The organism is Novosphingobium olei, assembly GCF_012927405.1.
GTDB lineage: Bacteria > Pseudomonadota > Alphaproteobacteria > Sphingomonadales > Sphingomonadaceae > Novosphingobium > Novosphingobium olei.
Map to the genome: position 1 here is coordinate 242909 of NZ_JABBGM010000006.1, position 25985 is coordinate 268893.

A 25985-nucleotide genomic window follows, 5' to 3' on the forward strand; every position below is an offset into this window, starting at 1 on the left:
TAGCGTAATTGCTAGGCGGCGTGTCAACGCCGCCTAGGGCCCGACCGCACCACTTGTCCGCCCCTTCGCAACGCGATAGCCTTCGCCCTCGAAGGGGGGCGGGACAATGCAGCACACCACAGCGGCGAACAACGTCCCTACCGACGGCCTGCACGCCATTGTCCGCCGCACGTTCGGATGTTCCGAAGACCTTGCCGGCGTCATCGCCGGTCGCGCCCGCGTTCGCGCGCATCGGCCGCGCAGCACCATCGTCGCTGGCGAAAGCGAGGCCGATCACGTCCACCTCGTCGTCGATGGCCACGCCCGGATGATCGCCATCGCGATGGAAGGGCGCTCCAGCGTGATCGAGGACTACGTCGACGGCGACCTGTTCGGCGAACGCGGCCTGTTCGGTGAAGCGCGTTCGGCGCACGATGTTGTGGCCGTGCGCCATTCGCAGATCGGCGCCTTTGCCAACGGCGATTTCCTGTCGCTGATGAACACCTACTCGGCCGTGGCCCTTGCCGTTTCGCGCCTGCTGGTGGCGCGGCTCGATCAGGCGCAGCGGCGGCTTGCCGAAGGATCGACGCTGTCGGTGCGCGGCCGGGTCTGTTCCGAAATCCTGCGCCTTGCCCGCAGCGGCGATGGCGTGAAGATCGCTCCGGCGCCCGTGCTCGCGCAGCTGGCGTTGAGCGTGGACAGCACGCGCGAGACGGTTTCGCGCACGATCTCGCAGCTGGAAAAGAAGGGCCTGATCCGGCGCGACGAGGGTGCGCTCAGCATCGTTTCGGTGCGCCGGCTCGAAGAACTGGTCTATTGAGCCGCGCGCACCGCGAACAGCGGCGCTTCGTCCAGCATGCCCACTTCCTCGATTTCCATCTGTTCGGCGCAATTGACGCTGGCGGCGGCGGCAAAGGCTTCGGTCGCGACCAGCACCCCCGGCAGCGCCCGGCGCGACAGCGCGTCGAGTTGCGCCACCGCATTGCCGACCAGCGCATCGGGATCGCGCAGCCGGTGGGCAAGGCCATAGTGGCCAACGATGCGCAAGCTTTCGGCAGCGCCCGCGGCATCGAGCAGGCGGGCGGCGTGGTGCCAGGCAGCGTCGGGATCGGCAAAGGCGACGATGCGCGCGTTGCCGGCCGGCAGCAGCAGGTCGGGGCGCGGCTCGATCCGCGCGGCGCGGGCGCGGAAGGGTTCGACCACGAGATCGAGCGCATCGGCAAAGGCGTTGTCGTCCAGCTGGTCCAGCCCTTCGAACCCGATCTGCAGCATCGCGATCAGCTGCAGGTCGCCGCGCCCTTCGGGGGCCTTCGCGCCCGATGCGGTGACCGGGGCGGAGCGGGGCACGCGCAGGCACACCTGGCCGGAACCGCCGGTGCCGCGCCCGGCATTCCAGCGCTCGCCCATGTAGCGGGTGTTGAGCCCCAGGCCGAAGGGCCCTTCGCCATCGTCGATCACCAGCAGCTGGTGTGCCTCGGTCTGCAGACGGCGGGCATGGACGCGGGCGGCGCCCATCGCCACATCGGCGGCAAGCCGTGTCGCCAGCGGTTGGTAGCCGCCATCGATCGTGGTCACCCAGCGCAGGCTCGTCGCGCGCTCGATCGCGTCGGCAAAGCGCCGTTCCCAGGCCGGGCCATAAGGCGTGACGGATTGCGCGCGAAAGGTATCGGGGGGCGTCGGCAGCACCACGTGCAGGTCGGCCCCCTGTTCGAGCAGCACTTCGGCGACGACGAGGTCCGCCCCGGCCGCCAGCGCGCCGAACCCCGCGCCGATGTTTTCATCGCCGATGACGGCAGCCACGCGTTCTCCCAGCACCGCAGCCGCGCTTTGCGCCACGCCGAGATGGCCGGCAAAATGCAGCGCGCGGGTGGGGCGATAGGCATCGAGCCAGGCGGCATCCTCGCCCGCGGCGGCAAGGATAAGCGAAAGGCGCCGCATCGTCGCGGCGTGATCTTCGGGATCGTCGCGCGATAGCGCGGCGGCCTTGGCCAGCTGCACCTTCGCTCCGGCAGTGTCGCCCAGCAGCAGCAGCGCCTCGGCCCGCGCTGCCGCGAGCCAGCTCGGCGTTTCCTGCAATGGCCCGCCGCCATCGAGCGCGGCGAGCAGCGCGCGGGCCAGCTCCTGCGCGCGCTCGCGCTCTCCGGCAAGCCAGGTCATCGTGGCCTGGTTGATCTGGCTATAGGCCTGCGGATCGAGCGCGTTGGCGGCGGCGAAAGCGGCGGCCGCCTCGGCAAACAGGCGCGGCTTGCGGTCCTGGGGGGCCTGCAGCGCGCGGTCGCGGGCAAGCCGTCCGGCAACCGCCAGCGCAGCGGCATCATCGGTGGCAGAGCCGAAGCCGCCAGCCTCGAAAAGCGCGGTCGCATGGCCCAGCGCACCCGCTCTCGCTGCGGTAACCACCTGCGCCAGGGTCGGCGCTCGCTGCGCGATTTTCATGAGCGCGCGGTATGCCGGAAGAAGCACCATTGTGCAAACACGCCTGGGTTGAGCAGCCCGGAATCGTGCTGGACGGGAAAGCGGGCTGGTGCTTTCCCGTCCAGTTGCCGGACCGCCCGGTCCGGCAATCGGTCTGGCCGTCAGTTGCCGACCGGCAGGGTGCGCGGCGTGGCGGCGGCGAGCGCCTGGCCATTGGCGTTCTTCTGCGCTTCGAGCCTGGCGAGCTGGGCCTGGGCCCCTGCCTTGGCGCGGCGGTAGCAATCGCGGGCAGCGCGCACTTCGGCCATGCTGAGGTCGGCGGGCTTGCACACCTTGCGCGCGGCGATCTCGATCTGCGCCTGTGCCTGCGCAAGGGTGAGCCGTTCGATGTTGATCGCCTGGCTGCCGGTTGCTTCGTAAGCCTGGGCGAAAGCGCCTGCCGGGGCGGCGACGATCAGCGCGGCGATCAGGGCGGGGCGGAAGAAGGTCTTGGTCATCGTGCGTCTCCTGGGTCCTTGGGGCCGGGGTTGTTTCCCTCGACAAGGAGACGTCTACGCCGGTGCGATTCGCGCTGCGCGTGACGGTGGTCACGCTTTTGCCGGCGATCGTTTTTTCCACGCCCGATACGCAGCGAGCAGGCTTTATCTCGCCCGCCGCTGGGTTAAGGAGTGAAGGTTCACGAACCCGTTGCGAAAGGTTGGAGATGGCCGGCGCTGCGCTTGTCCGGATTGGCGTCACGGGTCATCGCCCCCGGCTGCTGGACCAGTGCGATCCCGCCGACCTGCGCACCCGCATCACCGCCACGATGCGCGCCATCGCCGCGCAGCTGGGCCCCGATGCCGCCATCACGGTGGTTTCGTGCGGCGCTGCCGGGGCGGACCAGCTGGCCGCGCGCTGCGCGCTCGATCTGGGCTGGCGGCACGAGCTGGTGATTCCGTTCGCACCCGCCGACTTCGCGCTCGACTTTGCGGAAGGGGCGGAGCGCGCGCAGTTCGACGCAACGCTGGCAGGCGCAGCCCACACCTTCGCGCTAGATGGCGCGCGCACCGATGCGGATGCCGCGGCGCAGGCGTACGAGCGCGCGGGCCGGGTCATGCTGGCGCAGTCGGACATCGTCATCGCTATATGGAACGGCGGGCCCGCGGCCGGGATCGGCGGCACCGGGCAGATCGTTGCCGAAGCGGTGGGCGACGGCATCCCCGTCGTCCATCTGCCGACCACGGCCGCCGCCGCGCCGGTCCTGCTGTGGGGAAGCGGCGGGGAAAGCGATGCGGGCGGCGATACCCTGCAGACCGTGGCGCGCCTTCCGCTCGAAAGGATCGGCGATGTGCTGCGTGCGCTGCCGGGCGTCGCGTCGGCGCCAGCGCCGCAAGGCAGTGATGCGATGGGCTTGCGGGCGCGCCTCCTCGCCGTGCCCTATCGCCTGATGCTAAGCCTGACCGGCGCGCGTGATCCCGGCGCGGCCGGGGCGGCCCATGCCGAACTGCCGCTCGCCCCCGAAATTGCCGAGGCCTTCAGCCGCGCCGACCGGACTGCCAGCGCAGCGGGATCGGCGTTTCGCGGGGCCTATGTCGCGAACTTCACGCTCGCTGCCGCAGCGGTGCTGGTCGCGCTGTCGGGGCTGCTGTTCCCGGTGGGGTTCAAGCCGGTGCTGCTCGCCAGCGAGTTGGCGCTGATCGGCTGCATCCTCGCCATCACGCGGATCGGCACGCGCGAAGACTGGCACCGCCGCTGGATGGAAAGCCGGCAACTGGCAGAGCGGCTGCGCTGCCTTGGCCTCGCGGCGCGGCTCGGCGAACTTGGGCTGCGTGCGCACGGAGCAAGGACCGCCGCCGATGTGCAGGCCAGCGCCAGAGCCGTCGCGCGTGCGGTCGGCCTGCCCGATGTCCGCGTCGATCGCCCCTGGCTGGAAGGAGTGCGGGGCGATCTCCTGTCTTTGATGGCAAGCCAGCGCGCTTATTTCGCGCGGGAAAGCCGCACGATGCACCGGCTCGATCATCGTCTCCATCGCGTCGGACTGCTGCTGTTTGCCGCCACCGCGCTGGTCTGCGCCGCGTTCCTCGGGTGGGAGGCGCTGCTCGGCCTCCATCTTGTGCAGATGGACGAAGAGGCGCTGCATCATGCGGCGGTGTGGGTCACCGTGGCGACCGCCGCGTTCCCGGCGCTGGGTGCGGCGCTCCACGGCATCCGCATGCAGGGCGATTTCGCCGGGGTGGCCGATCGCAGCCACACGACGGAGCGCGATCTTGCCCGGCTCGAACAGGCGATCCTGGCCGAACCGGTCGAATTCGACCGGCTGCTGCTGCGCGTGCGCCGGGTCACCGCGCTCCTGACCGACGATCTCGACAGCTGGACCCACGCCTATCGCGGGCGACCGCTGGTGCTGCCGGGCTGATCCTTCAGGCGATCAGCGCGGGCAGCCGCCGTTCCAGCAAGTCGATCAGCGCGCGCACCTTGGGCACGGCGAAGCGGCGCTGGGGATAGACCGCCCAGATCGGTTCGGGCAGATCGTCGAAGGCATCGAGCACCGGGATCAGCGAACCCGCCGCGATGGCATCCTGCACATAGAACGCGGGCAGCTGGCACAGGCCCATCCCGCCCTGCGCCGCGCGCATCACCGCCACCCCGCTGTTGCAGCGCAGCCGCCCGGTGGGCACGATGCTGAGCCGCTGCCCGTCGACGCGAAAGTGCCAGTTGGTGTTGGTGCCCACCAGGCACTGGTGCGCCGCCAGGTCCGAAGGATGCGCAGGATGGCCGGCTTGCGCCAGGTACGCGGGCGCGGCGCAGGTCACCAGCGTGCGTTCGGCCACCTGCCGCGCGGCGAGACGCGCATCGAGCGGGCTGCCGGTGCGGATCGCGATGTCGAAGCCTTCGCTGACCAGATCGACGATGCGGTTGGTGGTCTCCAGCGTCACCGAAAGCCCGGGATGGTCGTGCAGGAATTCCTCCACCACGGGCGCCACGAAACGCTCCCCGATGGCGACGGACGACGTCAGCCGCACTTCGCCGCGCATCTCGCCCTGCGCGCGCAGCTGGCGCAGCGCCTCGTCGCGCTCCTCGATGATCCGGCGGAACTGTTCGACGATCGAGCGGCCCGCATCGGTCAGAGCCACCGAACGCGTGGTGCGCTCGAACAGGCGCAGGCCAAGCCGTTCCTCGAGCCGCGCGACCGCCCGGCTGATCATCGAGGTGGATTCGCCCAGGCGCCGTGCGGCCGAAACGAAGCTCCCCGTGTCGGCAATCGCCACCACTTCGTCGAGCCCGTCCCATCGCGACACCGCATTGTCCCCAGATTGCAAAAGTGAAAATCGGATTTCACGGTTTATCGCAGGGCCGCAGCAATGTTAAGCGGCGCGCATCCACTCGAAAGGGTTCTCCATGAAGACACGCGCCGCAGTTGCCTTTGCTCCCAAGCAGCCTCTCGAGATCGTCGAGCTCGATCTGGAAGGGCCGAAGGCCGGCGAAGTGCTGGTCGAAATCATGGCGACCGGCGTGTGCCACACCGATGCCTACACGCTCGATGGCTTCGACAGCGAAGGGATCTTCCCCTCGGTGCTGGGCCACGAAGGGGCGGGGATCGTGCGCGAAGTCGGTGCGGGCGTCACCAGCGTGAAGCCCGGCGATCACGTGATCCCGCTCTACACGCCCGAATGCCGCCAGTGCAAAAGCTGCCTTTCGGGCAAGACCAACCTGTGCACCGCGATCCGCGCCACGCAGGGACAGGGGCTGATGCCCGACGGTACGTCGCGCTTCAGCTACAAGGGGCAGACCGTGTTCCACTACATGGGCTGCAGCACTTTCAGCAACTTCACCGTCCTGCCCGAAATCGCAGTGGCGAAGATCCGCGAGGACGCGCCGTTCAAGACCAGCTGCTACATCGGCTGCGGCGTGACCACGGGCGTCGGCGCGGTGATCAACACCGCCAAGGTGCAGGTGGGCGACAATGTCGTGGTGTTCGGCCTCGGCGGCATCGGTCTCAACGTGATCCAGGGCGCGCGGCTTGCCGGGGCGGGCAAGATCATCGGCGTCGACATCAACCCCGACCGCGAGGAGTGGGGCCGCAAGTTCGGCATGACCGAGTTCCTTAACAGCAAGGGCATGAGCCGTGAGGACGTCGTCGCCAAGGTCGTGGCGATGACCGACGGCGGCGCGGACTACACCTTCGATGCCACCGGCAACACCGAAGTGATGCGCACCGCGCTCGAAGCCTGCCACCGGGGCTGGGGCACCAGCATCATCATCGGCGTGGCCGAAGCGGGCAAGACCATCGAGACCCGCCCGTTCCAGCTCGTCACCGGCCGCAACTGGCGCGGCACGGCGTTCGGCGGCGCCAAGGGCCGCACCGACGTGCCCAAGATCGTCGACATGTACATGACCGGCAAGATCGAGATCGACCCGATGATCACCCACGTGATGGGGCTGGAGGAAATCAACACCGCCTTCGACCTGATGCACGCGGGCAAGTCGATCCGTTCGGTCGTCGTGTTCTGATCGGCCGGATAGCGAGATGACGATCGAGCAGGTCAGCGCCAACCGCAGCCACGGCGGTATCCAGAGCGTCCACACCCATCACAGCACGGCGACGGGCACGCCGATGACCTTTTCGGTGTTCGTCCCCGATCATGCCGAAGGCGAAAAGCTGCCGGTGCTGTGGTATCTCTCGGGGCTGACCTGCACCCACGCCAACGTCACCGAAAAGGGCGAATTCCGTGCGGCCTGTGCGCAGCACGGGATCGTCTTCGTCTGCCCCGACACATCGCCGCGCGGCGATGACGTGCCCGATGACGAGGGATACGATTTCGGCAAGGGCGCGGGCTTCTACGTCAACGCAACGCAAGCCCCCTGGGCGGCGAACTTCCGCATGCGCGATTACATCGAACAGGAATTGCCCGCGCTTGTCGCCGCGCATTTCCCGGTCGACATGGCGCGGCAGGGGATCACCGGCCATTCGATGGGCGGGCACGGCGCGCTCACCATCGGCCTGCGCAACGCCGGCCGTTTCCGTTCGGTCAGCGCGTTCTCACCGATCGTCAGCCCGCTCAATTGCCCCTGGGGCGAAAAGGCGCTGGGCGGCTACCTCGGCCCCGACAAGGCGGCCTGGCGCGAATACGATGCTTGCGCGCTGATCGCGGACGGGGCGCGGGTGCCCGACCTGCTGGTCGATCAGGGCGATGCCGACGGCTTCCTGGCCGATCAGCTCAAGACCCACCTGCTCGAAGAAGCCTGCGCCAGCGCCGGGCAACCCGCCACGATCCGCATGCAGGCCGGCTACGACCACTCGTACTATTTCATCTCGACCTTCATGGCCGACCACGTCGCCTGGCACGCCGAGCGGCTGAAGGCCTGATCGTGGGTCAGACCCGGCGCAGGCGCGTCGGGTCGACCCGCGGGGTGTAGACGCGGTGGCGGTCCTCGATCTGCCAGGTCGATCCCGGCGCGGGCTCGCTCGCCTTGCGATGGATCGCCTCCTCGACATCGGTCGCCGCCAGCTTGTCGTCCAGCGCCACGCCAAACGCCTGTCCCTTCACCCAGCGCACGGTGCCGTGGACCGCGACGTCTCCGGGCAGGCGGACCAGCACGGATTCGCCCTTGACCGGGGCGATGCTGCGGCAGGTTCCGCCAAGGCCGAATTCGGACAGGTTGCGGATGATGACGTCGCGCTCCTCCCCCGTATCGGTCACGAGCGTTGCGCGGACGATCCGCGCACGACGGTGTTCGCGACCGACGCGATCGTGCATTTCGGACGGAAGATCAAAGCTCATGCGACATGTCCAAAGGGCTGGCGTGTTGCCGGGGCTTATCAGAACGTCGGGACAATCAACAGTGCTGTTTCCTTAAATAATCTTTAGAAACCATAGATTTGACGTTACGTTGCAACCCTCAGTGGGAACGATCGTAATCGCTGTGGATTGCGCAGTAAGGATCGAATTCCAGGAACTAGTACCAATGCCATGGACATACCGCATCGTAGATCACGGAGAGCATTTCGTGCTCCATGAGGTGGAACTTGACGATGAAGGGCATGTGCGGGACTGGCTGCGTCGCTCGATCGACTTTGCTTGCGATCGTGATTGCAGTCCCGGCGGCATCGTCTCTCTGCTCGAGGACGCGCTGAAGGAAGCGCGGCGCGCGCCGGTGCTCAAGCTCACCAAGGATGGCGCGCTGGTCGAACCGGCCTGAACGCGCGCCTAAAGCGCCAGCAGGGCAATCGCCGCCAGCTGGTCCTTGCTGAAGCCATCGGCCATCAGCGCATCGACCACCGATTGTGGGGTCGGCCGGCCACGGCGCGAGCGACAGACGAAGACGTCGAGCGGGGCCGCCGCGTCGCGTTCATCGGCGTGTGCTTTCCGGCCTAGTACGCGCGAGAGAAATCCCGGTCGCGTGCGGCAGTCGGCCTCGCCCATCGCCAGCATCGCCTGGCGGACACGGTGCCATTCGGGCTGGGCGAGGTGCGGCCATTGGGGTGAGGCAGGCGTCATGGCATGGATCCGCGTGCAGGAGGGTGGAGGGCGCCTGTTGGGACGCCCCCCGGATGTGTCGGCCAGACGGGATCAGGCCGCGTCGACCAATACGATCTCGCTGTCTTCGAGCGCTGTGACGCGCAGCACTTCGAGATCGCTGATCGCCGCGCCGTCGCGGGCGTTCACGGTCACTTCGTCGATCCGCACCTTGCCGGTGGCGGGGACGAGGTAGCCCTTGCGCGCCGCGCCGAGCGGATATTCAGCGGTATCGCCCGCCTTCAGCGAAGCGGCGACGACCCGCGCGTCGGTGCGGATCGGCAGGGCATCGCCATCGCCTTCATAGCCCGAGGCCAGCGTGACGAACTGCCCGGTGCGATCGCCCTTGGGGAAGGGGCGCGAACCCCAGCTCGGCTGTTCGCCCTGGCGCGTCGGGATGATCCAGATCTGGAAGATCTTCGTGATCACATCCTCCATGTTGTATTCCGAATGGCGGATGCCGGTGCCTGCGCTCATCACCTGGACGTCGCCCGCTTCGGTGCGGCCCTGGTTGCCCAGGTTGTCCTGGTGGGTGATCGCGCCTTCGCGGACGTAGGTGACGATCTCCATGTCGCGGTGGGGGTGCGGCGGGAAGCCGGTCTTGGGCGCAATGGTATCGTCGTTCCACACGCGCAGGTTGCCCCAGTGGACGCGGGCCGGATCGTGATAGCCCGCGAACGAGAAGTGGTGCTTGGCATCGAGCCAGCCGTGGTTTTCGCCGCCAAGGCTGTCAAAGGGTCGAAGTTCGATCATCGGTGGTCTCCGGCGGGAAGCGGGCGGAAGCGCCTTGCTTCGTTGAACCCCAGATAGGCCTTGCGCGCATTTCTGATCAGGGGGATAAAATGATGCGAAATGTTCGATAAAGTGGAACGATCTGATGGCCAATCCCGGCACGCCGACCTTTGACCAGCTCCGCATCTTCCTGGCCATCGTCGATACCGGCAGCTTTGCCGCGGCGGGGCGCAAGCTCAACCGCGCGGTATCGGTGATCAGCTACGGCATCGCCAACCTCGAAGCGCAGCTTGGCGTCATGCTGTTCGACCGCGAAGGCACGCGCAAGCCGACGCTGACCACGGCGGGACGATCGCTGCTGGCCGAGGCGCGGGCGATCGCGGCGGGGTTCGATGGCCTGCGCGCGAAAGTGAAGGGCCTGCTCGACGGGCTGGAGGCCGAGATCGACGTGGCGGTCGACGTGATGGTGCCGTCCGATCGCCTGGGCAAAGTGCTGCGCGAATTCGCCCGGGCCTTCCCCACCGTGCAGCTGCGCCTCCATGTCGAAGCGCTCGGCGCGGTGACCGCCATGGTGCTCGACGGCAAGGCGACGGTGGGCATTTCCGGCCCGATCACCGAAGGGGTCGAACGGATCGCCGCAGGGCAGGCGCTGATGGTGCCGGTGGCGGCGCCGGACCACCCGCTCGCCCGGATGGATCCGATCCCGGCCGGTGCCGCCCGCGATTACACGCAGCTCGTCCTGTCCGACCGGTCGCGCTTTACCGAAGGGCGCGACTTTTCGGTGGTCAGCCCCAAGACCTGGCGTCTGGCCGATCTTTCGGCAAAACACGCGCTGCTGAAGGAAGGGATCGGTTGGGGCAACATGCCGATGCACATGGTGGAAGGCGATTTGCAATCGGGCGCGCTGGTCCGGCTGATCATGCCTGACAGCACCGAAGGGCTCTACGGGTTTTGGGGCATCTGGCGGCGCGACCTGCCGCCCGGACCCGCCGCGCAGTGGCTGCTCGACGAATTCATCGCCTCGACCGTGCTGTGCAAGTCGCACGAGGGCAAGCGGCCGGTCTGAAGCGCGCGCTGCCTGCGCATGAGAAAGCATCCGGCGGCGAGCCCGGACGATAACGCCTTTGGGAAGTGTACGGACCTGCGCGACCGGCGCGGGCGCCATGCGTGGCGCTGCGCGTGGAGGGCAAGAGGAACGCTGTGGCGAGTGGCCGGCGGGGCGTTGGCTATCCCGGATCGGCTCAGCCTGAATTCGGACGGGGGCTCGAAACCCGGGCGGCGGCTCGCAAGGCGGCCCGGTCCGTAGCGATAAGTCCCGCGAGGATAAGTTCCGGGATTGGTCGCGGCCGCATGAAGGGCCGGACCGGACTGGAACCGGACTCGCAAGAGCGCATACACGCGGTTGAACTACCGCACCACATCCGCCCGTCCGTTGCAGTGGCATTGGGTTGCCCTGAGGGACTTGGGGCTTAACGCCCTCTCTGCCGTATCCCCCGAGAGGAATGCGGCTCCCGCAGCGCCGACCCGCGCCGGTCGCGTCGGGCCTTTCCCTGCGTGGAGATTGGCCCGAAGGAGCGAAGAGCAAGCCGGCCATGCCGCTCCCGGTCCGTGGGCGGGCATATAACCTATATGGTACGTTTTGTCAAGGTTGGGTAGGAAGAGACAGATGCGAGGGGGTCACCCCCTCGCGCTCCCGGGAGGTCTTCCGACGCTAGGCCAGCGCTTTGGGGGGGTGTTGGGTGCTGTCTCGCTGTTGCGCCTGAAAGAACAAGGGCGGCCCTTCGACAGGCTCAGGGCAGGCGGTGTGGGGGGAGGGGGTGTGGTCTGCTTCCGGGCTCGTCATGCCAGCGTAGGCTGGCATCGCTGGCGGTTTGCGGAACGGTTGGGAAGCGCTTGGCGGCCAGCGATCCCAGCCTTCGCTGGGATGACACTATGGGCGGAGGTCGGCGCCACGCTTACCCCCGCCCATCCTGAGCTTGTCGAAGGATCGCTCTCTTCTTTGGACAGGTCCTCTACCCTCCGCTGGGCAAATGTTGCATGGCGCTGCACATGATCGTGCCTGACCATACTCAACCGCTGGCGTCCGGCTATCACGCCGTGGCGCCGGGAGATCTTGCCTGCGTGGTGACCGCGCTCGAGATGCGGGCGCCGCCCGAGGGATTGCGGCGTCTGGTGCCCGAGCCGGAGGTGCCGTTGCAACTCGTGCGGTGGAAAGCGGCGGCGCCGGCGAAGTACCGGATGCTCTATGCCCGGGTCGGGTCGCCGTGGATCTGGTGGTCGCGCCTGGCGAAAAGCGACGAGGAGCTGACCGCGATCATTCACGATCCGCAGGTGCAGGTCTTTGCCGTGGCCGACCGCGCGGGTGTCGAGGTCGGCATGCTCGAGCTTGATTTCCGGGTGGCGGGCGAATGCGAGATCGCTTTCTTCGGGCTGGTCAAGGGTGCGACGGGCAAGGGGCTGGGCAAGTGGCTGATGCGCCGCGCGCTGCAGCTGGCCTGGGCATCGGGCGTGGAACGGGTGTGGGTGCACACCTGCACGCTCGACGGGCCGCAGGCGCTGCCGTTCTACATGGGGCAGGGGTTCGTGCCCTTCGCCCGCTATGTCGAGATCTTCCCCGATCCGCGCCTTGCCGGCGTGCTGCCCGAAGACAGCGCGCCGCAGCAGCCGGTGCTCAGGCCCGTGCCGGTGGCCTGACGCCGCGCCGCCAGACCATCCAGACCAGCGCCGCAGAGGCGAGCGGCATCAGGTTGAGGTGCAGTGGCAGCGCCGCCGCGCGCGTGGCGAGAGGGGCGAGCCATAGCGCGACGAGCGCGAGCTTTTCCCACGGCCGCCAGCCTTCGCGCCGTGCTTCGCCCACCAGCCAGAACACCGGCAGGGCGAGGAAGGCGAGATCGTAGGAGAAGAGGTAAGGCGAGGCTAGCGCGGTGGCGGCGAGCAGCATGGCCCCGGCGGCGCGATCGTCCCTGGCGTGACGCCAGTACAGGCAGGTGAGCGCGCCGGTCGCAATGGTGACGAAGCCCTGCCCGACAAGCGCGGTGGTGGCGTCGAAATGGTAGCGAAGGCCGGCATAGACGGTCGCCATGCGCAGGAAGAACGGGCCGCTGTCATCGGCCATCAGCGTGGCGCTGGCCTTGAAGCTTTCGGGATAGGCGAGCCAGGTGACGCTGCCGAATACCAGCCAGCTGGCCAGGCACAGCGCGATGGCGCTCGCGGCGGCAGCGGCAAAGGCGCTCCATTTGCGCCCGGCGGCGAGCCAGAACGGCACCAGCAGCGCAAGGTGCGGCTTGACGATAAGTGCGCCCAGCAGCGCGCCCGCCAGCAGCGGACGGCGCGGCAGGGCGAGGCAGCCGCCGATCAGCAGCAGCGCGGTGAGGAAGCCGTTCTGCGCATGGCTCGCCGCGAGATAGGCGCCGGGAAAGGCGAGCACGGCGATGGGCGCTTCGGGCAGCAGGCGTCGGCAGAGCAGGAACCAGGCGGCCCAGCCCGCGATCACCCATGCCACCCAGGCGCTGGCATAGGGCAGCAGGCCGAGCGGCGCGGCGACGAACAGGTAGGGCGGCGGATTGACGAAGACGACGAGCTGCCCGGTGCCCGAAAGCGCCTGCACCGCCTGTTCGGCGGCGATATCGTAAACCCGGGCAGGCGTGCCCGCCACAACGAGTTTGCCCGCGCCCCAGAAGGCGAGGAAATCGCTGCCGATATGGCCGGTCGCCTCGACATAGACCTTGGCGAGCATCGGCAGGTAGGCGAGCGCGATCATCAGGCCATAGGCGCGCACCCGGCCAAGGTTCAGGAACGCAAGCGAGCGCAGCGCGGCCAGGGGTGCGGCGGACGGCGCGGCGGGCTGGGCAGGGATGGCACGGGGTGACGTCAAGGATCGCTCTGGATTGCCGCTGGTTGCCGGCGTTTATGGCAAACAAGGGGTAAACAAAGCCTTTTGCCCGCCTTTTCCCTTGCGGAAGCGGGGGCTTTGCCTCCATTTTAAGGGCCAGATGCTCCGTCAGTACGAACTTGTCGAACGTGTGCTCGCCTATGCTCCCGATGCGGACGAGGCGATGCTGAACCGCGCCTATGTCTACACCGTGCAGAAGCACGGCACCCAGAAGCGCGCTTCGGGGGACCCCTACTTCTCGCATCCGGTCGAGGTCGCGGGCCTCATGACCGAGCTGAAGCTTGACCAGGAAACCATTGTAACCGCGCTGCTTCACGACACCGTCGAAGACACGCTCGCGACCACCGACGAGATCGAGCGGCTGTTCGGCGGCGATGTCGCGCGACTGGTCGACGGGGTGACCAAGCTCTCCAAGATCGAGACGATGACGGAGAACGAGCGCGCGGCCGAGAACCTGCGCAAGTTCCTGCTGGCGATGAGCGAGGACTTGCGCGTGCTGCTGGTCAAGCTGGCCGACCGGCTGCACAACATGCGCACGCTGCACTTCATCAAGAGCGAGGACAAGCGCCGGCGCATCGCGCGCGAGACTATGGATATCTACGCGCCGCTGGCCGAGCGCGTGGGCATGTACGAATACATGCGCGAGATGCAGCTGCTGGCGTTCGAGCAGCTGGAGCCCGAAGCCTATGCCACGATCACTGGCCGGCTCGCCGCGATCCGCAGTGAGGAAGGCGCGCAGGTTGACGCCATTGCCCTGCAGATCAAGCAGGTGCTGGCCGAAGCTGGCATGAAGGTTGAAGTTTCGGGACGCGAAAAGCACCCCTATTCGATCTGGAAGAAGATGGCCGAACGGCACGTCAGCTTCGAACAGATCACCGACATCATGGCGTTCCGGGTGCTGACCGACAGCGAGGACGATTGCTACAAGGCGCTGGGCGTGCTCCACCGGGCCTGGCAGATGATCCCCGGGCGGTTCAAGGACTATATCTCCACGCCGAAGATGAACGGCTACCGTTCGCTGCACACCGCGCTGATCTACAGCAATGCGATGCGCGTGGAAGTTCAGATAAAGACGAAGGAGATGCACCGGCTCAACGAGTACGGGCTCGCCGCGCACTGGGCCTACAAGCAGGGCGGGCGGCCCGATGGGCAGGTGGGCTGGCTGCGCGACCTGGTCGAGATCCTCGATGCGAGCCACGATGCCGAGGAACTGCTCGAGAATACCAAGATGGCGATCTACCAGGATCGCATCTTCGCCTTCACCCCCAAGGGCGCGCTGTTCCAGCTGCCCAAGGGCGCGACGCCGATCGACTTCGCCTTTGCCGTGCACACCAACCTGGGCGCGCAGGCGGTGGGGGCGAAGATCAACGGCCGCCACGTGCCATTGCGCACCGCGATCGCCAATGGCGACGTGGTCGAGATCATCAAGAGCCGCAATTCCGAGCCGCAATTGTCGTGGCTGGGCTTCGTCGTCACGGGGAAGGCGCGCGCCGCGATCCGCCGCTTCGTGCGCCAGAAGGAGCGCGCCGAGATCGCCGCGATCGGGCGCAAGCTCTATGAGGAGATTGCCGAGCGGCTGCCTTCGAAGATCGGCAAGAAGGCGCTGGCCGATGCGGTGAAGCGGCTGAAGCTGGCTTCGGAAGAGGACCTGATGGTCGCCATCGGTTCGGCCAAGCTGGATGACCGCGCGGTGATGGAAGCGCTGGTGCCGGGCAGCGCGGCGAACCTGCCGGCGAGCGAGGAATGGCCCAAGCAGCAGCGCGCCATCGCCGTGCGCGGGCTGACCCCGGGCATGGCGTTCCAGCTGGCCGAATGCTGCCACCCGGTGCCGGGCGACCGCATCGTCGGCCTGCGCCGGCCGGGGCGCGGCGTGGAGGTCCATGCGATCGACTGCATGAGCCTGGCCGACGGGGTCGATGCCGACTGGATCGACCTTAGCTGGGATGCGCGCACCGACGGCGCGATCGGCCGCCTGCGCGCCGAGCTGTACAACCGCCCGGGCACGCTGGCCGAAATGGCCGGCATCTTCGCCAAGAACCACGCTAACGTCGTCAACCTGGAGATGACGCAGCGCGAAAATCCGTTTCATACCTATGAGGTAGACCTGGAAGTTCGCGATCTGGCGCACCTGACGCGGATCATCAGCGCGCTGCGCGCCAGCGACGCCGTGGCGCAGGCCGAGCGAATTTGACGCGGCGCGCTGCGGCTTAGATCCGCAGCGTCAAAGGCACGGGCGCGCCTTCGGCAAGCGCTTCGGCGCGGCGCACGGCGGCCTTGATCGGCACGATCCAGCCGGTGTCCTTCGACGGGAAGGCCGAAGTCGACCAGCGGCTTTCGCCCACCTCGATTGCGACCTTGACCGAGCCCCAGCCGGCGCGGCGGCCGGTTTCGAGCCGGCGCATCAGCGCGGTGGCGCTGAGCGCTTCACCCGCCGCGCCGTCGATGGTGACGAAGAACCAGTCACCGCCGTTGCCGCCGGTCCAGCGCCACAGCGGCGGCGACAATGCATGCAGTTCGTCCATGGCAGGCAGGTTCACGGCACGCGGCGGACGGGGACGGGGATATTGCAGATGTCGGCGCCGCCCGCCGGGCGGATGTAGAACGGATCGCGCCGGTTGGCGCGCGCATCGGCATAGCGGGCGAAACTGGCGCTTTCCGTAGAGAGGTACTGATAGCGCGGCAGATCGGGCACGTCGGTGCCGAGGCGGATGGCGCGGATGGGGGTGCGTTCGGCGGCGGTCTTGTAGAAGCCGAGATCGCCCGTGCCGCGCGGCAGGCTGGAGAGGTGCTCGATCCCTTCGATCACCCGGCCGACGACGGCGATGTTGCGATCGAGCTGGCGCGGCGCGTGCCCGATCACGGCGTAGAGTTCGGCGCCGGTACCGGTGTCTGGCGGCATGTTGCGGCCGACGCCGACGGTGCCGTAGCAGTGGACGGGCGCGACGCCACCCGGTGCATAGGAAACCGGCCATCCCAGTACGACGCCAGTCCCGGCAGCATAGGCGTCACGCTGGGCGTTGGCCCAGCCCTCCGGGGCGGCCTTGGCGGTGTACTGGTCCTGCGGCACCACCAGCAGCCCCTGCGGCAACGCCTTCGCCTTCGCGGCATCCTCGCCATCGGCATCGCCCCATTGCACGACGTAGTTGTCCTGCACGCGGTTGATGCTGGTGCCGTCCCACCAGCGCGCGGCGGCGAGCGTGCGGATGTTGCCGATCCACCCTTGCGAGAAGGGCGCCGGCAGCAGCTGGATCACCACCCGCCGGGGCTTGCCCGCCGCATCGGGGGCGAGGTCCATGACGAGCAGGTCGGCCGGCGCGATCGCGCTCCAGTCTGCGACGGGCGCCTGGCCAACGATTTCGAGCGGGGCGAGCGGCTTGGGCTCGCTAGCGGGCGCGGCGGCGGCGAGGGTCGGGGCGAGGGCGGCCAGCAGGGGCAGGGCGGCGGCAAGAAGCGGCTTGTGCATGAAACGCTTGTGCCAGCCTTCGCGCCCTTGCGAAAGCGCCGCCGTGCGGCTAGGGGCGCCGTTCCAGTGCGATTGGATGGTCGCCTGATTCACGGTCCGTGCAGGTCACGAACCGATCAGGCTCGTGCGGAGCGGTGGCCGAGTGGTCGAAGGCGCTCGCCTGGAAAGTGAGTATACGTCAAAAGCGTATCGAGGGTTCGAATCCCTCCCGCTCCGCCACCGGCCATTGATTTTCCTGGATTAAATTCAAGCTATGCCGCCGGTTCCCATAACCGCTCCCCGATAGGCGCTGCGCTTGAGGCGAACGCCAGCGGCTGGATTCGCTCATTCGGCACGGGCCTCAACACTTTTTAACAGGGGCGGGGCTAGCGTCCGTCATGCTAATCGGGCAGCCATGCCGGTGCCAGCCGTGGAAGCTGGAAACCCATACACACACACACCGAACGCGACAAATCGCGGCTGGAAATGGCTGGATTGTGCGGGTTTCGAGCGGTGGCAGCTTCTCAGTCAAAAGTGACTTGTGATTTGGATATGACTGAAAGCGCGGAAAACCGGGCAATGCAGACCAATCAATATCGACTGGCTACAAATGTTGCCGATGGATTGCCCCCGCCATAGTATCGTGGACGCTACAGGGGGAATCACATGGAACGGGGCATTCTTGCAACGTCGATATTCGCCGTCGCGTCTATCAGCGCACCGGCAATGGCGGCGGAATACGTTTTGGACGTGACCGCCAAGCCTGAGCAAACTTCACGATTTGAAGATGGCCGGGAAGCCGTGGACGATGCAACGCCGACAAGTTCCGTCCGCATATTGGAACCTCGGCAGCAGACTCCCAAGCAAGGCGGCTTCCGCGTCTATGTCGTGAACAACAGCGGAAAGCCGTTCAATTTCGGACCCGAAAGCATCACGGTCAAAATGCAGGACGGCACGACCATTGCGATGCTCACCTATCAGGACTTGCTCAAGCAAGAGAAGCGTCGGGAAGCGTGGCAAGCGCTCGCGGTCGGACTGGCCGCCGCTGGCCGGAACATGCAGGCCAGCCAAGCCGGTTATAGCTATGGCTCAGCGACCTACTCCGGAAATACCTACGGGTCTTTCGGGTCCACGCCATACACCGCCAACAGCTACGGGACGGCGACCTATTCGGGCTACAATGCTGGCGCTGCCTTTGCTGCGCAGTCGGTCGCCAATGAGCAAAACCAGCGCGACCTACAGGCGATGCAATTGGGCCAAGCCGCAAGGCGCGAGGACTTGGCTCAGATAATGAAAATGACCACCGTTGATCCTGGGCAGGCCTTTGGGGGCATCGTCCAGTATATGATTCCATCGACGGTTCGGTCCAGCAAGGCACCGGTGCCGATCACCATAGAGGTGCGAACCGGGGATGAGGTTCACACCTTCCAAGCGACGCTAGCGAAACACAAAGGTTAGGCGCGGGGCACTTCCCGAACCAGCCGCAGAATCCCGCTCAGGTGTCGAGGCAACGCAGATAGGCGCGGGCGGAGTGCGCCAAAACGAAAACGGCCCCGAAACCAAAGGGTCTCGGGGCCGGAACGGACCCCCTGCTTGTTATCGCCGAGGGTCATGCCAAGTTTCCTTGGACTTAAGCCTGATGCCTTTCGGCAGCGCAGGAACACTGTGCATATAATCCGATAATGCTTAACCTGCAATGACGATGCCGAGCGCGCTGGCGACGGCACGCCGCAATTCGGCGACAAGCTCGGCGGAAAGTTCATGCTGCCAATACTGCCTAGAGCCGGTAACGTGGTGTCGGAAGTGAGGCAAATCCAGCCGATCATATCCAACGGTCGCCACCATGTCGCATTTTGCCCATCGAGGCACGTCGCCCCAAGGGTCCGGCACAGCCAGTTCTAGGGCAACGTGCCACGCCTCCACGGGCGACGGTGGGGTGGCCGAAAGCGGAACAACAGTTACAAGGTCATTCCGGCGCTTCAGTTTTGGCGACACTGTTACCGCAAGCCTGCGTTTGGCCATTTCCGGCGGTCGAAAACCGCCTTTGGCGTAATCACAAACGACGATAGTTCCGGGGCGGGGATGATAGGGTAACGCCATATTGAACGACGCCTAACGCGCTGCCGCCAATCTGCCAATTGCCCTGTCCCTATTGATTGAACACCTTGCCGGTTTCCTGCACCAGCCGCGCAATCTCCCTCAGGTATCGAGCCGCCGCCATCGCCTCGGCAGACCGCCCGCCATGCTTCCGTGCGTTGCAATTCCCCTCAGGCGCACCCGGATTCGTGCCCCCGTGCATACGGCACCGCTTCCGCCCTTTCACGGCTGGGGATTGGCACTCCGTTCCCAAACGCGTCCGGGCAAGACAGCGAGGGGCTTGTGCCAGCCGCTCCGGCTGCATGGGATTGATCGGCGACTTTTCCATTTTCCGCTCCCCCGGCGTGATGGTGGAATTGATCGGCAATGACGGCCTTCCCGCCCTCATTCACATGCACGTGGCGCACGGTTTGCTCGCGCGGCTGGTGTAGCTTCGCCAATGCCTCCAAGGTTGCCCGGCAATTACTCTGAGCCTTCAGCGCCAAGCGCCCGTACCGCTCGGCAGCGTTGATGTATTCGCCCATATTGACCGCCGCGCGCCGGGCCAGTTCAGTAAACATCGCGTCGAGCGTGACCGCTTGTGAGGCAAGCATCGCGCTGGCAATCGCCAGATCGCCGCTCTCTGCTTTCACCGTCGCCTTTTGCACGTGGTCGAGGAAGTCCATGATACCGGGCTTTTCGACGTCATCGCCCAGCACCTTCATGGCGAATGTTGAGGCAGTCGCCGCGTTGCGCAGTTGAGGCTGTAGCAGCTTGCGTGCCATCGCTCTCGCGCCGGTTTCCGTGGGTGTTTGCTCCACGGTCAGGACGTTTTCAGGTTTCATGCCATCATCGGCTTTCTTGCCCTTTGCCATAATCATCCCTTTGTCTTGCGCGCCTTCGCGCCAATGTTTTGAGAGGTTCCGCAACGCTTGCCGATAACGCGCCCGCCCGGCTCCAGCCGCTCCAGGTTGAATTGTTGCGCGGCATCATGGCTTGCCCCCTTCAGGACATAGGTAAGCGCCGCCCCCAGATTGATGGCGTGGAGATCGGGATTGCCCGTCTCCAGCCCCAGCCGCCCGCCTATCGGTTTGCTGTGGATCACGCGCGCCCGATAAGGCTGCCCGGTGATCCGGCGAAGCCAGCCCCGCTGTAGCGCCGTAACAATGGGCACGAGATCGGCAGGTACATGTATGAGCAAGTGACAGTGCCCGCCCTTGTCATGGGTGTTGCCGGGGACGTTTTCATGCGTCCAGAGCCACGCCGTGCGGCTGCCATGCCGGGCCAGCGCCTTCGTCAGCAGATCGGTAAAGCGGTAGGTGGCCTTCGCCATGCCCGCCAAGGGCACTCCAGCGGCCTGCCAGTGAATCGAGATCATGCGGGTAAAGGGCAGCCCGATTTTTTCGGCGTGGCGCTCAGCGGCCTTGAGATTGCCAATCTGAGCGGCTGTCAGTGCATGGCTCTCCCGGTCGGCACGGTTGCGCGCGCCACCTCTGCCATTGGTGCTAGCGGAAAGGGCTGCCACACCAGAGGTAAGGTAATTAATCGCAAGCGCCGTGCCAGTTCGAGCAACCGGCGGATTTGCTGGTGACTGCGGATGGAGCGGTGCAATTGAAACTCCACCGAAACCGCAATCCCGGTGGAGTTTCAAAGCGCTGCCGTCGCGCGCGCGCGGAATGCGCGAAGCAACGGCAGTGGCCATCACGCGGCAATCCAGACAATGGCCAGCTTGCCGGTGCTATTCGGCCTGCGCTGCCCGCTGTCACGGATAAGTCCCTTGCGTCTCAATTCGCTGGTGCGCGGCTGGATAGACCAGCGGTCCATATCGAGCCGTGCCGCCAGTTCATCTGCAGTCAGACCACGCGCGCCAGCATCGCGGATTGCGCCCTCTGCCATGCGCTGGAGCCGCCCCAGCTTAGGCGCAAGGGCATCGGCAGCGGCAATCGAGGTTTCCACATTCCGGTGCCCCGGTGCATTGGGATAGGTGCTCATGCCGCGCCCTCCTCTGCCAACGGCGGTAAGCCCGCGCGGTCCAGCAGTTTCGCAAGCCAATCGGCCTGCGCTTTGCTCATGGGCGTGGAATCGACGGCAAGCTGGCCAAGGAATTGCCCGGCCTTACGGCTGAGCCGATAATTGCCGTTAAGCAGGGCAAGGGCCGCTGCGCGGTGATCGGGGAAGGGGCGATTAGTCATTGCAACGGCCCTCCCCAAAGCAGAGCCGCGCCATATCCCGCGCCATCCATGGCGAGAGGCAGAAACGGGAGGAAAGCGTTTGAGCCTGCCAATCCGATGCGGTAGAGGGGGTACGCAACCAGCCACCAAGTTGATTGCGCGAAGCCCCGGTGCCAGCCGGGGTTTTGCTTTTCAGGGGCATGGCTCAAGCCTCCCCCGCAATCAGGGCGTGCAAAGCCTCTGCCGGAATAATCGTCCTGCCACCGACGCGAACAGCGCGAAGGCGACCAGCCGAAATGTGATTGTAGAGCGTGGTCCTGCCAAGGCTGGACGCCTGACAGGCTTCCCGAATGCTGTAACCGATCTTCGGGGGATCGTGCTTGACGGATTGCATTGGATTACCTCGGTTTGGTTTGAACCGAGGCAATCAAGCGACACTGAAAAATCCGCAGCAAATTGCCCATGTGCGGAAGGGTATGCCGGTTTTCATGCGTCCTTTTTGGGCCTCCCGGCAGGCTTCCACCGTCCCTTTATTAAGTACCTCACTGTCGTAGTCGCTACGTTAGCAAAGCCCGGCTCAAGCCGCATCCTTTTGGCAATTGTCCGTCCATCCAAACCGCGAGCTTTCATTTCATCCGCCTTGGCCAGAATCTCGTCATCGCTCGGCGGACGGCCCGCCTTCACAGATGGCGCACGATCAACAAATGCACTTGGGGAAGCTGCCATTGCCGCTCGCCAGTCACCAAATGCCAGTCGCGACAGTAGAATGGGGCATCCCGCGCCATGATCCGCAGGTGCCATCCCGCGATAGACGTGGTGCAGGCTTTCCGGGTTTACGCCATTCCAATAGAACCGAGGCACAAGCAGCGGACCGCCATTCGTCGGCGCAACATAGGCTGGCAAACTGCCCTCCCGTAGCGCGCCGTGGAGGGTGCGGCTGGCTTGGCGATACGTCTCCATGAACGGCGGGGGAGAGCCATCCACGCGCGGCTCGATTACTGCGCCACTTGGATCGCGAAAAATCAAATCGCCAGCAGCATTCTGCCAAATCTCAATGTCGTGTGACGGCTTGCCATGCGCCAGCCATGACAACGCTTCGTCCAGCGGCATGACGGTGCCAATCTCAGGCAATGCCGCTGGTAACGGGACAAAGAACGCCCGCGCCGTATCGTCCTGATCGGGAAACAGCTTCAATAGGTCGGCGCGGCTAACCTTGACCGAGCGGAACGCGTCCCTGCGATCCTGCAACACTCGTTCAAGGGCGCTACCTTCCTTGTTCCAAGTCACGCCCGTGCCGTATCGCAAGCCGTCATAGAGAATGTCGAATTGAGCAAAATCCTCAAATCGCACCGGGTCAATCGGAGCAGTGAGCACCTTGCTTTCGTCAGTCGAATTGCTTTCCACATACTTGCCGCGCGCCGCGATTTGGCCACCGCTTGCCCGGATTGCCAGCCTAGCAATGGCATCGGAAAGCGCTGCCTGAGGATCGGTTGCATCGAAGGCGTTTCCGGAAATTGCGCGGTCGAGGCTGTCACGGTCCAGCGCAAAGCCGAATGCGATCCACGTCAATGCCTCGGACAGCGTGACAAACGGCGCATCCGAGGGAAGCCGTTTCTTGACCGGCTCCGGCTTCGATTGGGCATCATACGGGAGCGGGAGTGCGGGCAAGTCGGCGGGATCATGCAAGGGTTGGCTATCCATCCACTTCGTGAAAGCGTCGCGGTCCAGATATACCGAGTGACATGACCAGCGCTGCCATTCGTCCGGCAGGAACACGTCCAAGGGCAAACGCCCCTCAAACCAGACATGCTCATTCCGCTCTGCCCCTACCCATGCCCAGCCCGGAACATCGCGGGATTCCAATCCGTCGCTGAAATGCGCCCGCACCGCGCCCGCGAGCAGGCCTCGCTGCAACACAAGCATGGAACGATCTTCCATCTTCTTTCGGCGGACAAATGCGACTTCATCGTCCTCGGAAAACATTTCGATAAGGACGGGCGAAACATCGAGCCATGGCGCGGGATCGGCATCAGGCACCGCAGCTTTGACGCGCTGGTGCAATTCGCGGATCGCATCCCGGCAAGATATTGAATTGGGGCGGACACTGCCCCCATGCGTTGCCATACAACCGCCTCCCTAGCGGCTCCCCAAAGGTGGGCGGGGAAGCACGTGGGAAGCGCGCTTGTCGGATGGCCGTCCTATCCCCGCCGAAATATGGTAGCGAAGCGCAAAGTCCTCAAGCAGAGTGATGGACGCTATTGTGAATCCTCTGCACCGACCCTGGATCAATTGAAAGGCGGCGAAATGTCGATACTCCGCAGTTTGTTTTCTGCAAAAGAAGTCCGCGACGTTGCGTATGCCATCAGCAGTTTGAATGACGGCCCGCTTGGCAACAATCTCTCGTTTTCGGAGATTGCCCAAGCTGCAATTGATGCGCTTTATTCCAATGCCGAAACGGTCAAGCGGCAGGTTATCGTTGATGGGTTGCCGCCGTTGCATGTTGCGCTAAACCTGATCGTGAATCTCTGTGGTCGAGATTTGGGGAGCGGCCACTTCCACACCTATCGCGGGGTTTTGAGCGGACGCGGCACCGCTCGAAAGGCGCTTTTTCACGAAGCGCAGCGAATGATGGTTGAGCGTGGATTTATACAACAAGATGATGCCGACGTTGGGGCAGAAAGACTCAGGGAGGAAATTGCCACCGCTGGCTAGACCGCAGTTCGTATAGGCGTGACGTTAGCACCAGCCGCCGGGATCGTGGCGCAATAGGTGGCCCAATCATCCATGAGCCGCCGCCGCTTGTCGAACAGGTCGCCGCGCCGATAGGCCCGCTCCACCTTGTTCTCGATAGTGTGCGCCAAGGCCATTTCCGCAACCTCGTGGGCATAGCCGGTGCATTCGGCGGACCAGTCGCGGAAGCCCGAGCGGAAGCCGTGCACAGTCACGTCAACTTTCATCCGGCGAAGCAGCATGGCCATGGCCATGCCGGACATTTTCCCGCCCTTGGTCGCCGGGAACAGCCATTCCTTGCGCAGCCCTTGCGTGGCCTTCAAAATCTCCACCGCGCGCGGCGACAGGGGCACGCGATGTTCCTTGCCCGCCTTCATGCGGCTGGCAGGGATCGTCCAGATTGCCTTCTCCAAATCGACCTCATCCCACTTCGCGCCGATCACCTCCCCGGTGCGGGCAGCGGTCAGGATCGTAAATTCCAGCGCCAGCGCCGCGATGGCCTCCCGCTTGTGCAGCGCGCCGACGAATACCGGGATCGCTTCATAGGGCATGGCCCTGTGGTGGCCACGTGTGAGCCGGGACCGGACAGGCAGGATTTGCGCGATATGGCCGCGCCACCGGGCAGGATTTTCGCCCTCCCGGTATCCCCGCGCCTTGGCGGCATCGAGGATGGTTTCCATGCGACCGCGCACGCGGCTGGCAGTCTCGGCCTTTGTTTTCCAGATCGGCTCAAGGATTTTCAGGACGTGCGCAGTTCCGACCTCGGCAACGGGCAACTCCCCGATCACGGGATAGACGTAAGTGGCGAGCGTGTTCTTCCATTGCTGGCGATGCTTGTCATTGCGCCAGCTTCCCTCATTCGCGCCGATGTAGGTTTCCGCCACGGCCTTGAACGTCATTCCGGCGACTTGTGCCGCCTGAGCCGCTGCAAGGGCCTCAGCGGCCTCCCGCTGGCGTTCCTCAAGGGGATCAATCCCCGCCTTGACCTTGAGGCGCAGCGCGTCTCGGGCATCGCGGGCTTGCGACAAGGGAATGCCGTCCGGTCCAGCCGCGCCAAGACCAATGTCCCGCGACTTGCCGCTGAGCATGAATCGATAGACCCATGATCGGGCACCGCTTTCCTTCACCAGCAAATGCAGCCCGCCACCATCGGCATGGCGACCGGGCTTTGCATTCTTCACCGCCAAGGGCGTGAGCACGTTGCTGAGCTTCTTGGGCATTATAGCTCCCTGTCAGGGAACCGAACCTGCCCCTAGACTGCCCCAATGGCGTCGCGGCACCGCGTTCCCAAAACTGTTCCCCGATAATAGCGCGGTTTTATGGGAACGCAACGGGACGCATTCGGACAAGCGAACGTGCAGGCCCCACCAAATTCGCCTATTTTAGCCGTTATCGTGGAGGTATTCGGATGCGGCTGGACGCTAGTTAGGCGGACTCCCGCTCCGCCAAGCAGTCCTGGAATTTCAGCGAACCAGAGAAACACGGCTACCAACCGTGCGATTCCGCGGGCCTCGGCGCGTGTCTCCGGAGCAGAGAATGTCCAATTTTGTCCAATTTTGTCAGGAAATGTCAGGTAAAATTTTGTTTTTGAGTACGCTACGCTTTGAAAATAAAGGAAAGTTTCGAGGACGCCCAAATTCCACTGGACAATCGAACTGTGATACCGGTGCGCGCACTTTCGAAAGGTGGTGAGAGATGCGGGCCAGTCCGCTCAACCGCGGTACCTTCTACAGAAGGTGGCTTGGAAGCGGTGCGTGTGATCGGGCTTAAAATTGGCGCGTATTTCACCGTTGCCTGAACCGGCCGCAATCGGGGGGGGGGCCTTAAGCAGGAGAACGCAAGGAGCGCACGCTCAGCTCGTCGTGCACGGTCCTGATCGTGCCGGCGAGCGGAGGAAGCAGTTCGCGCATCCGGGGCAGCAACTCGTCATAGGGAATATGGGGATTGCCGGGCATTTTCACGTTCGCGAACAGATACATCTGGTCAGGTGAGCAGGGATTCACGCCGACCTTGTAGTCCGAGCCGAAATAGATTTCCGGGCTGGTGACCGCCTC

Annotated in this window: 28 protein-coding genes, 1 tRNA gene and 1 pseudogene; 11 read left to right on the forward strand and 19 right to left on the reverse strand. The window is 65.2% G+C overall.

Annotated elements, in window-relative coordinates; genetic code table 11:
- The first annotated feature begins 106 nt into the window (after positions 1-106).
- The gene (locus tag HHL27_RS14835) at positions 107-799 is read left to right on the forward strand and encodes a Crp/Fnr family transcriptional regulator (RefSeq protein WP_169494219.1); all 693 of its coding nucleotides are present in this window, start codon (positions 107-109) and stop codon (positions 797-799) included.
- Here HHL27_RS14835 and HHL27_RS14840 read toward each other — a convergent pair.
- The gene (locus HHL27_RS14840; protein ID WP_206069636.1) at positions 793-2442 is read right to left on the reverse strand and encodes a hypothetical protein; all 1650 of its coding nucleotides are present in this window, start codon (positions 2440-2442) and stop codon (positions 793-795) included. The two genes, HHL27_RS14835 and HHL27_RS14840, sit on opposite strands and share 7 nt — an antisense overlap.
- Before the next feature lie 110 nt (positions 2443-2552).
- Positions 2553-2888, reverse strand: coding sequence for a UrcA family protein (locus HHL27_RS14845; protein ID WP_169494221.1), 336 nt, complete (start codon positions 2886-2888; stop codon positions 2553-2555).
- Between the two features lie 206 nt (positions 2889-3094).
- Between HHL27_RS14845 and HHL27_RS14850 the strand changes: the two genes are divergently transcribed.
- A complete protein-coding gene (locus HHL27_RS14850) occupies positions 3095-4786 on the forward strand; it encodes a hypothetical protein (RefSeq protein WP_169494222.1) in 1692 nt (563 codons plus the stop codon).
- Positions 4787-4790: 4 nt separating this feature from the next.
- Here the strand turns inward: HHL27_RS14850 and HHL27_RS14855 are convergent, their stop codons facing one another.
- Positions 4791-5669 (reverse strand): LysR substrate-binding domain-containing protein, encoded by an 879-nt coding sequence (locus tag HHL27_RS14855; RefSeq protein ID WP_169494223.1) that lies wholly within the window; start codon positions 5667-5669, stop codon positions 4791-4793.
- A gap of 100 nt (positions 5670-5769) precedes the next feature.
- Here HHL27_RS14855 and HHL27_RS14860 point away from each other — a divergent pair, with 100 nt between their 5' ends.
- The gene (locus HHL27_RS14860) at positions 5770-6882 is read left to right on the forward strand and encodes an S-(hydroxymethyl)glutathione dehydrogenase/class III alcohol dehydrogenase (RefSeq protein ID WP_169494224.1); all 1113 of its coding nucleotides are present in this window, start codon (positions 5770-5772) and stop codon (positions 6880-6882) included.
- Between the two features lie 16 nt (positions 6883-6898).
- Complete coding sequence (gene fghA / locus HHL27_RS14865; RefSeq protein ID WP_169494225.1) at positions 6899-7738, forward strand: S-formylglutathione hydrolase; 840 nt, start codon at positions 6899-6901, stop codon at positions 7736-7738.
- A gap of 7 nt (positions 7739-7745) precedes the next feature.
- Here the strand turns inward: fghA and HHL27_RS14870 are convergent, their stop codons facing one another.
- Positions 7746-8153, reverse strand: a complete 408-nt coding sequence (locus HHL27_RS14870) for a PilZ domain-containing protein (protein WP_169494226.1) — start codon at positions 8151-8153, stop codon at positions 7746-7748.
- 184 nt (positions 8154-8337) lie between these two features.
- Between HHL27_RS14870 and HHL27_RS14875 the strand changes: the two genes are divergently transcribed.
- Entirely contained in the window at positions 8338-8571 is a 234-nt protein-coding gene (locus HHL27_RS14875; RefSeq protein ID WP_169494227.1) for a hypothetical protein, read from the forward strand.
- A gap of 8 nt (positions 8572-8579) precedes the next feature.
- On the opposite strand, the gene HHL27_RS14880 is transcribed toward HHL27_RS14875, so the two are convergent.
- Together HHL27_RS14880 and HHL27_RS14885 are read right to left on the reverse strand one after the other, a co-directional pair.
- Positions 8580-8870 carry a hypothetical protein gene (locus HHL27_RS14880; RefSeq protein WP_169494228.1) on the reverse strand — a complete coding sequence of 97 codons (291 nt, stop codon included), beginning with the start codon at positions 8868-8870 and terminating at the stop codon, positions 8580-8582.
- Positions 8871-8942: 72 nt separating this feature from the next.
- Positions 8943-9641 carry a pirin family protein gene (locus HHL27_RS14885; protein ID WP_169494229.1) on the reverse strand — a complete coding sequence of 233 codons (699 nt, stop codon included), beginning with the start codon at positions 9639-9641 and terminating at the stop codon, positions 8943-8945.
- A gap of 124 nt (positions 9642-9765) precedes the next feature.
- On the opposite strand from HHL27_RS14885, the gene HHL27_RS14890 reads away from it, so the two are divergent.
- Both HHL27_RS14890 and HHL27_RS14895 read left to right on the forward strand, forming a co-directional pair.
- The gene (locus HHL27_RS14890) at positions 9766-10686 is read left to right on the forward strand and encodes a LysR family transcriptional regulator (protein ID WP_169494230.1); all 921 of its coding nucleotides are present in this window, start codon (positions 9766-9768) and stop codon (positions 10684-10686) included.
- Between the two features lie 983 nt (positions 10687-11669).
- On the forward strand, positions 11670-12314 hold the full coding sequence (locus HHL27_RS14895; RefSeq protein ID WP_169494263.1) for a GNAT family N-acetyltransferase: 645 nt from the start codon (positions 11670-11672) through the stop codon (positions 12312-12314).
- Here HHL27_RS14895 and HHL27_RS14900 read toward each other — a convergent pair.
- On the reverse strand, positions 12292-13494 hold the full coding sequence (locus tag HHL27_RS14900; protein WP_240959833.1) for a glycosyltransferase family 87 protein: 1203 nt from the start codon (positions 13492-13494) through the stop codon (positions 12292-12294). The genes HHL27_RS14895 and HHL27_RS14900 overlap by 23 nt on opposite strands.
- Before the next feature lie 118 nt (positions 13495-13612).
- Here HHL27_RS14900 and HHL27_RS14905 point away from each other — a divergent pair, with 118 nt between their 5' ends.
- On the forward strand, positions 13613-15703 hold the full coding sequence (locus HHL27_RS14905) for a RelA/SpoT family protein (RefSeq protein ID WP_169494231.1): 2091 nt from the start codon (positions 13613-13615) through the stop codon (positions 15701-15703).
- A gap of 16 nt (positions 15704-15719) precedes the next feature.
- Here HHL27_RS14905 and HHL27_RS14910 read toward each other — a convergent pair whose 3' ends face one another.
- On the reverse strand, positions 15720-16034 hold the full coding sequence (locus tag HHL27_RS14910; protein ID WP_169494232.1) for a DUF1905 domain-containing protein: 315 nt from the start codon (positions 16032-16034) through the stop codon (positions 15720-15722).
- 11 nt (positions 16035-16045) lie between these two features.
- Positions 16046-16975 carry a peptidylprolyl isomerase gene (locus HHL27_RS14915; RefSeq protein WP_169494265.1) on the reverse strand — a complete coding sequence of 310 codons (930 nt, stop codon included), beginning with the start codon at positions 16973-16975 and terminating at the stop codon, positions 16046-16048.
- 128 nt (positions 16976-17103) lie between these two features.
- Between HHL27_RS14915 and HHL27_RS14920 the strand changes: the two genes are divergently transcribed.
- Positions 17104-17194 (forward strand) — tRNA-Ser (locus HHL27_RS14920).
- Positions 17195-17620: 426 nt separating this feature from the next.
- Positions 17621-18412, forward strand: coding sequence for a hypothetical protein (locus tag HHL27_RS14925; RefSeq protein ID WP_169494233.1), 792 nt, complete (start codon positions 17621-17623; stop codon positions 18410-18412).
- A 228-nt stretch (positions 18413-18640) separates the two neighbouring features.
- On the opposite strand, the gene HHL27_RS14930 is transcribed toward HHL27_RS14925, so the two are convergent.
- The 8 genes from HHL27_RS14930 to HHL27_RS14960 all read right to left on the reverse strand — a co-directional run bounded on the left by HHL27_RS14930 (position 18641) and on the right by HHL27_RS14960 (position 23325).
- Positions 18641-19054: a type II toxin-antitoxin system PemK/MazF family toxin gene (locus tag HHL27_RS14930; protein ID WP_169494234.1), complete on the reverse strand. Its 414-nt coding sequence runs from the start codon at positions 19052-19054 to the stop codon at positions 18641-18643.
- A gap of 49 nt (positions 19055-19103) precedes the next feature.
- On the reverse strand, positions 19104-19277 hold the full coding sequence (locus tag HHL27_RS22935) for a hypothetical protein (protein ID WP_420874067.1): 174 nt from the start codon (positions 19275-19277) through the stop codon (positions 19104-19106).
- Complete coding sequence (locus HHL27_RS14935) at positions 19222-19905, reverse strand: hypothetical protein (RefSeq protein WP_169494235.1); 684 nt, start codon at positions 19903-19905, stop codon at positions 19222-19224. The genes HHL27_RS22935 and HHL27_RS14935 overlap by 56 nt, the downstream gene beginning before the upstream one ends.
- 2 nt (positions 19906-19907) lie before the next feature.
- Complete coding sequence (locus HHL27_RS14940) at positions 19908-20732, reverse strand: hypothetical protein (protein WP_169494236.1); 825 nt, start codon at positions 20730-20732, stop codon at positions 19908-19910.
- Positions 20732-21022, reverse strand: coding sequence for a hypothetical protein (locus HHL27_RS14945; RefSeq protein WP_169494237.1), 291 nt, complete (start codon positions 21020-21022; stop codon positions 20732-20734). The genes HHL27_RS14940 and HHL27_RS14945 overlap by 1 nt, the downstream gene beginning before the upstream one ends.
- Positions 21019-21222, reverse strand: a complete 204-nt coding sequence (locus tag HHL27_RS14950; protein WP_169494238.1) for a hypothetical protein — start codon at positions 21220-21222, stop codon at positions 21019-21021. The genes HHL27_RS14945 and HHL27_RS14950 overlap by 4 nt, the downstream gene beginning before the upstream one ends.
- A gap of 184 nt (positions 21223-21406) precedes the next feature.
- On the reverse strand, positions 21407-21595 hold the full coding sequence (locus HHL27_RS22940) for a helix-turn-helix domain-containing protein (protein WP_169494239.1): 189 nt from the start codon (positions 21593-21595) through the stop codon (positions 21407-21409).
- Positions 21596-21687: 92 nt separating this feature from the next.
- Complete coding sequence (locus HHL27_RS14960) at positions 21688-23325, reverse strand: hypothetical protein (RefSeq protein ID WP_206069638.1); 1638 nt, start codon at positions 23323-23325, stop codon at positions 21688-21690.
- Positions 23326-23370: 45 nt separating this feature from the next.
- Between HHL27_RS14960 and HHL27_RS14965 the strand changes: the two genes are divergently transcribed.
- Entirely contained in the window at positions 23371-23913 is a 543-nt protein-coding gene (locus tag HHL27_RS14965; protein ID WP_169494241.1) for a hypothetical protein, read from the forward strand.
- Here HHL27_RS14965 and HHL27_RS14970 read toward each other — a convergent pair.
- Positions 23910-25151, reverse strand: coding sequence for a tyrosine-type recombinase/integrase (locus HHL27_RS14970; RefSeq protein ID WP_169494242.1), 1242 nt, complete (start codon positions 25149-25151; stop codon positions 23910-23912). The genes HHL27_RS14965 and HHL27_RS14970 overlap by 4 nt on opposite strands.
- Positions 25152-25754: 603 nt before the next feature.
- A pseudogene (locus HHL27_RS14975) lies at positions 25755-25985 on the reverse strand (hypothetical protein); the annotation flags it as partial.

Coding starts and splice junctions, on each gene's coding strand:
- HHL27_RS14875 (WP_169494227.1), top strand. CDS start 8,338: ATGCCATGGACATACCGCATCGTAGATCACGGAGAGCATTTCGTGCTC.
- HHL27_RS14835 (WP_169494219.1), top strand. CDS start 107: ATGCAGCACACCACAGCGGCGAACAACGTCCCTACCGACGGCCTGCAC.
- HHL27_RS14950 (WP_169494238.1), bottom strand. CDS start 21,222: ATGACTAATCGCCCCTTCCCCGATCACCGCGCAGCGGCCCTTGCCCTG.
- HHL27_RS14870 (WP_169494226.1), bottom strand. CDS start 8,153: ATGAGCTTTGATCTTCCGTCCGAAATGCACGATCGCGTCGGTCGCGAA.
- HHL27_RS14905 (WP_169494231.1), top strand. CDS start 13,613: ATGCTCCGTCAGTACGAACTTGTCGAACGTGTGCTCGCCTATGCTCCC.
- HHL27_RS14925 (WP_169494233.1), top strand. CDS start 17,621: ATGGAACGGGGCATTCTTGCAACGTCGATATTCGCCGTCGCGTCTATC.
- HHL27_RS14880 (WP_169494228.1), bottom strand. CDS start 8,870: ATGACGCCTGCCTCACCCCAATGGCCGCACCTCGCCCAGCCCGAATGG.
- HHL27_RS14845 (WP_169494221.1), bottom strand. CDS start 2,888: ATGACCAAGACCTTCTTCCGCCCCGCCCTGATCGCCGCGCTGATCGTC.
- HHL27_RS14915 (WP_169494265.1), bottom strand. CDS start 16,975: ATGCACAAGCCGCTTCTTGCCGCCGCCCTGCCCCTGCTGGCCGCCCTC.
- HHL27_RS14895 (WP_169494263.1), top strand. CDS start 11,670: ATGATCGTGCCTGACCATACTCAACCGCTGGCGTCCGGCTATCACGCC.
- HHL27_RS14860 (WP_169494224.1), top strand. CDS start 5,770: ATGAAGACACGCGCCGCAGTTGCCTTTGCTCCCAAGCAGCCTCTCGAG.
- HHL27_RS14850 (WP_169494222.1), top strand. CDS start 3,095: ATGGCCGGCGCTGCGCTTGTCCGGATTGGCGTCACGGGTCATCGCCCC.
- HHL27_RS14945 (WP_169494237.1), bottom strand. CDS start 21,022: ATGAGCACCTATCCCAATGCACCGGGGCACCGGAATGTGGAAACCTCG.
- HHL27_RS14930 (WP_169494234.1), bottom strand. CDS start 19,054: ATGGCGTTACCCTATCATCCCCGCCCCGGAACTATCGTCGTTTGTGAT.
- HHL27_RS14910 (WP_169494232.1), bottom strand. CDS start 16,034: ATGGACGAACTGCATGCATTGTCGCCGCCGCTGTGGCGCTGGACCGGC.
- HHL27_RS14885 (WP_169494229.1), bottom strand. CDS start 9,641: ATGATCGAACTTCGACCCTTTGACAGCCTTGGCGGCGAAAACCACGGC.
- HHL27_RS14940 (WP_169494236.1), bottom strand. CDS start 20,732: ATGGCCACTGCCGTTGCTTCGCGCATTCCGCGCGCGCGCGACGGCAGC.
- HHL27_RS14935 (WP_169494235.1), bottom strand. CDS start 19,905: ATGGCAAAGGGCAAGAAAGCCGATGATGGCATGAAACCTGAAAACGTC.
- HHL27_RS14970 (WP_169494242.1), bottom strand. CDS start 25,151: ATGCCCAAGAAGCTCAGCAACGTGCTCACGCCCTTGGCGGTGAAGAAT.
- HHL27_RS22940 (WP_169494239.1), bottom strand. CDS start 21,595: ATGCAATCCGTCAAGCACGATCCCCCGAAGATCGGTTACAGCATTCGG.
- HHL27_RS14960 (WP_206069638.1), bottom strand. CDS start 23,325: ATGGCAACGCATGGGGGCAGTGTCCGCCCCAATTCAATATCTTGCCGG.
- fghA (WP_169494225.1), top strand. CDS start 6,899: ATGACGATCGAGCAGGTCAGCGCCAACCGCAGCCACGGCGGTATCCAG.
- HHL27_RS14890 (WP_169494230.1), top strand. CDS start 9,766: ATGGCCAATCCCGGCACGCCGACCTTTGACCAGCTCCGCATCTTCCTG.
- HHL27_RS14840 (WP_206069636.1), bottom strand. CDS start 2,442: ATGGTGCTTCTTCCGGCATACCGCGCGCTCATGAAAATCGCGCAGCGA.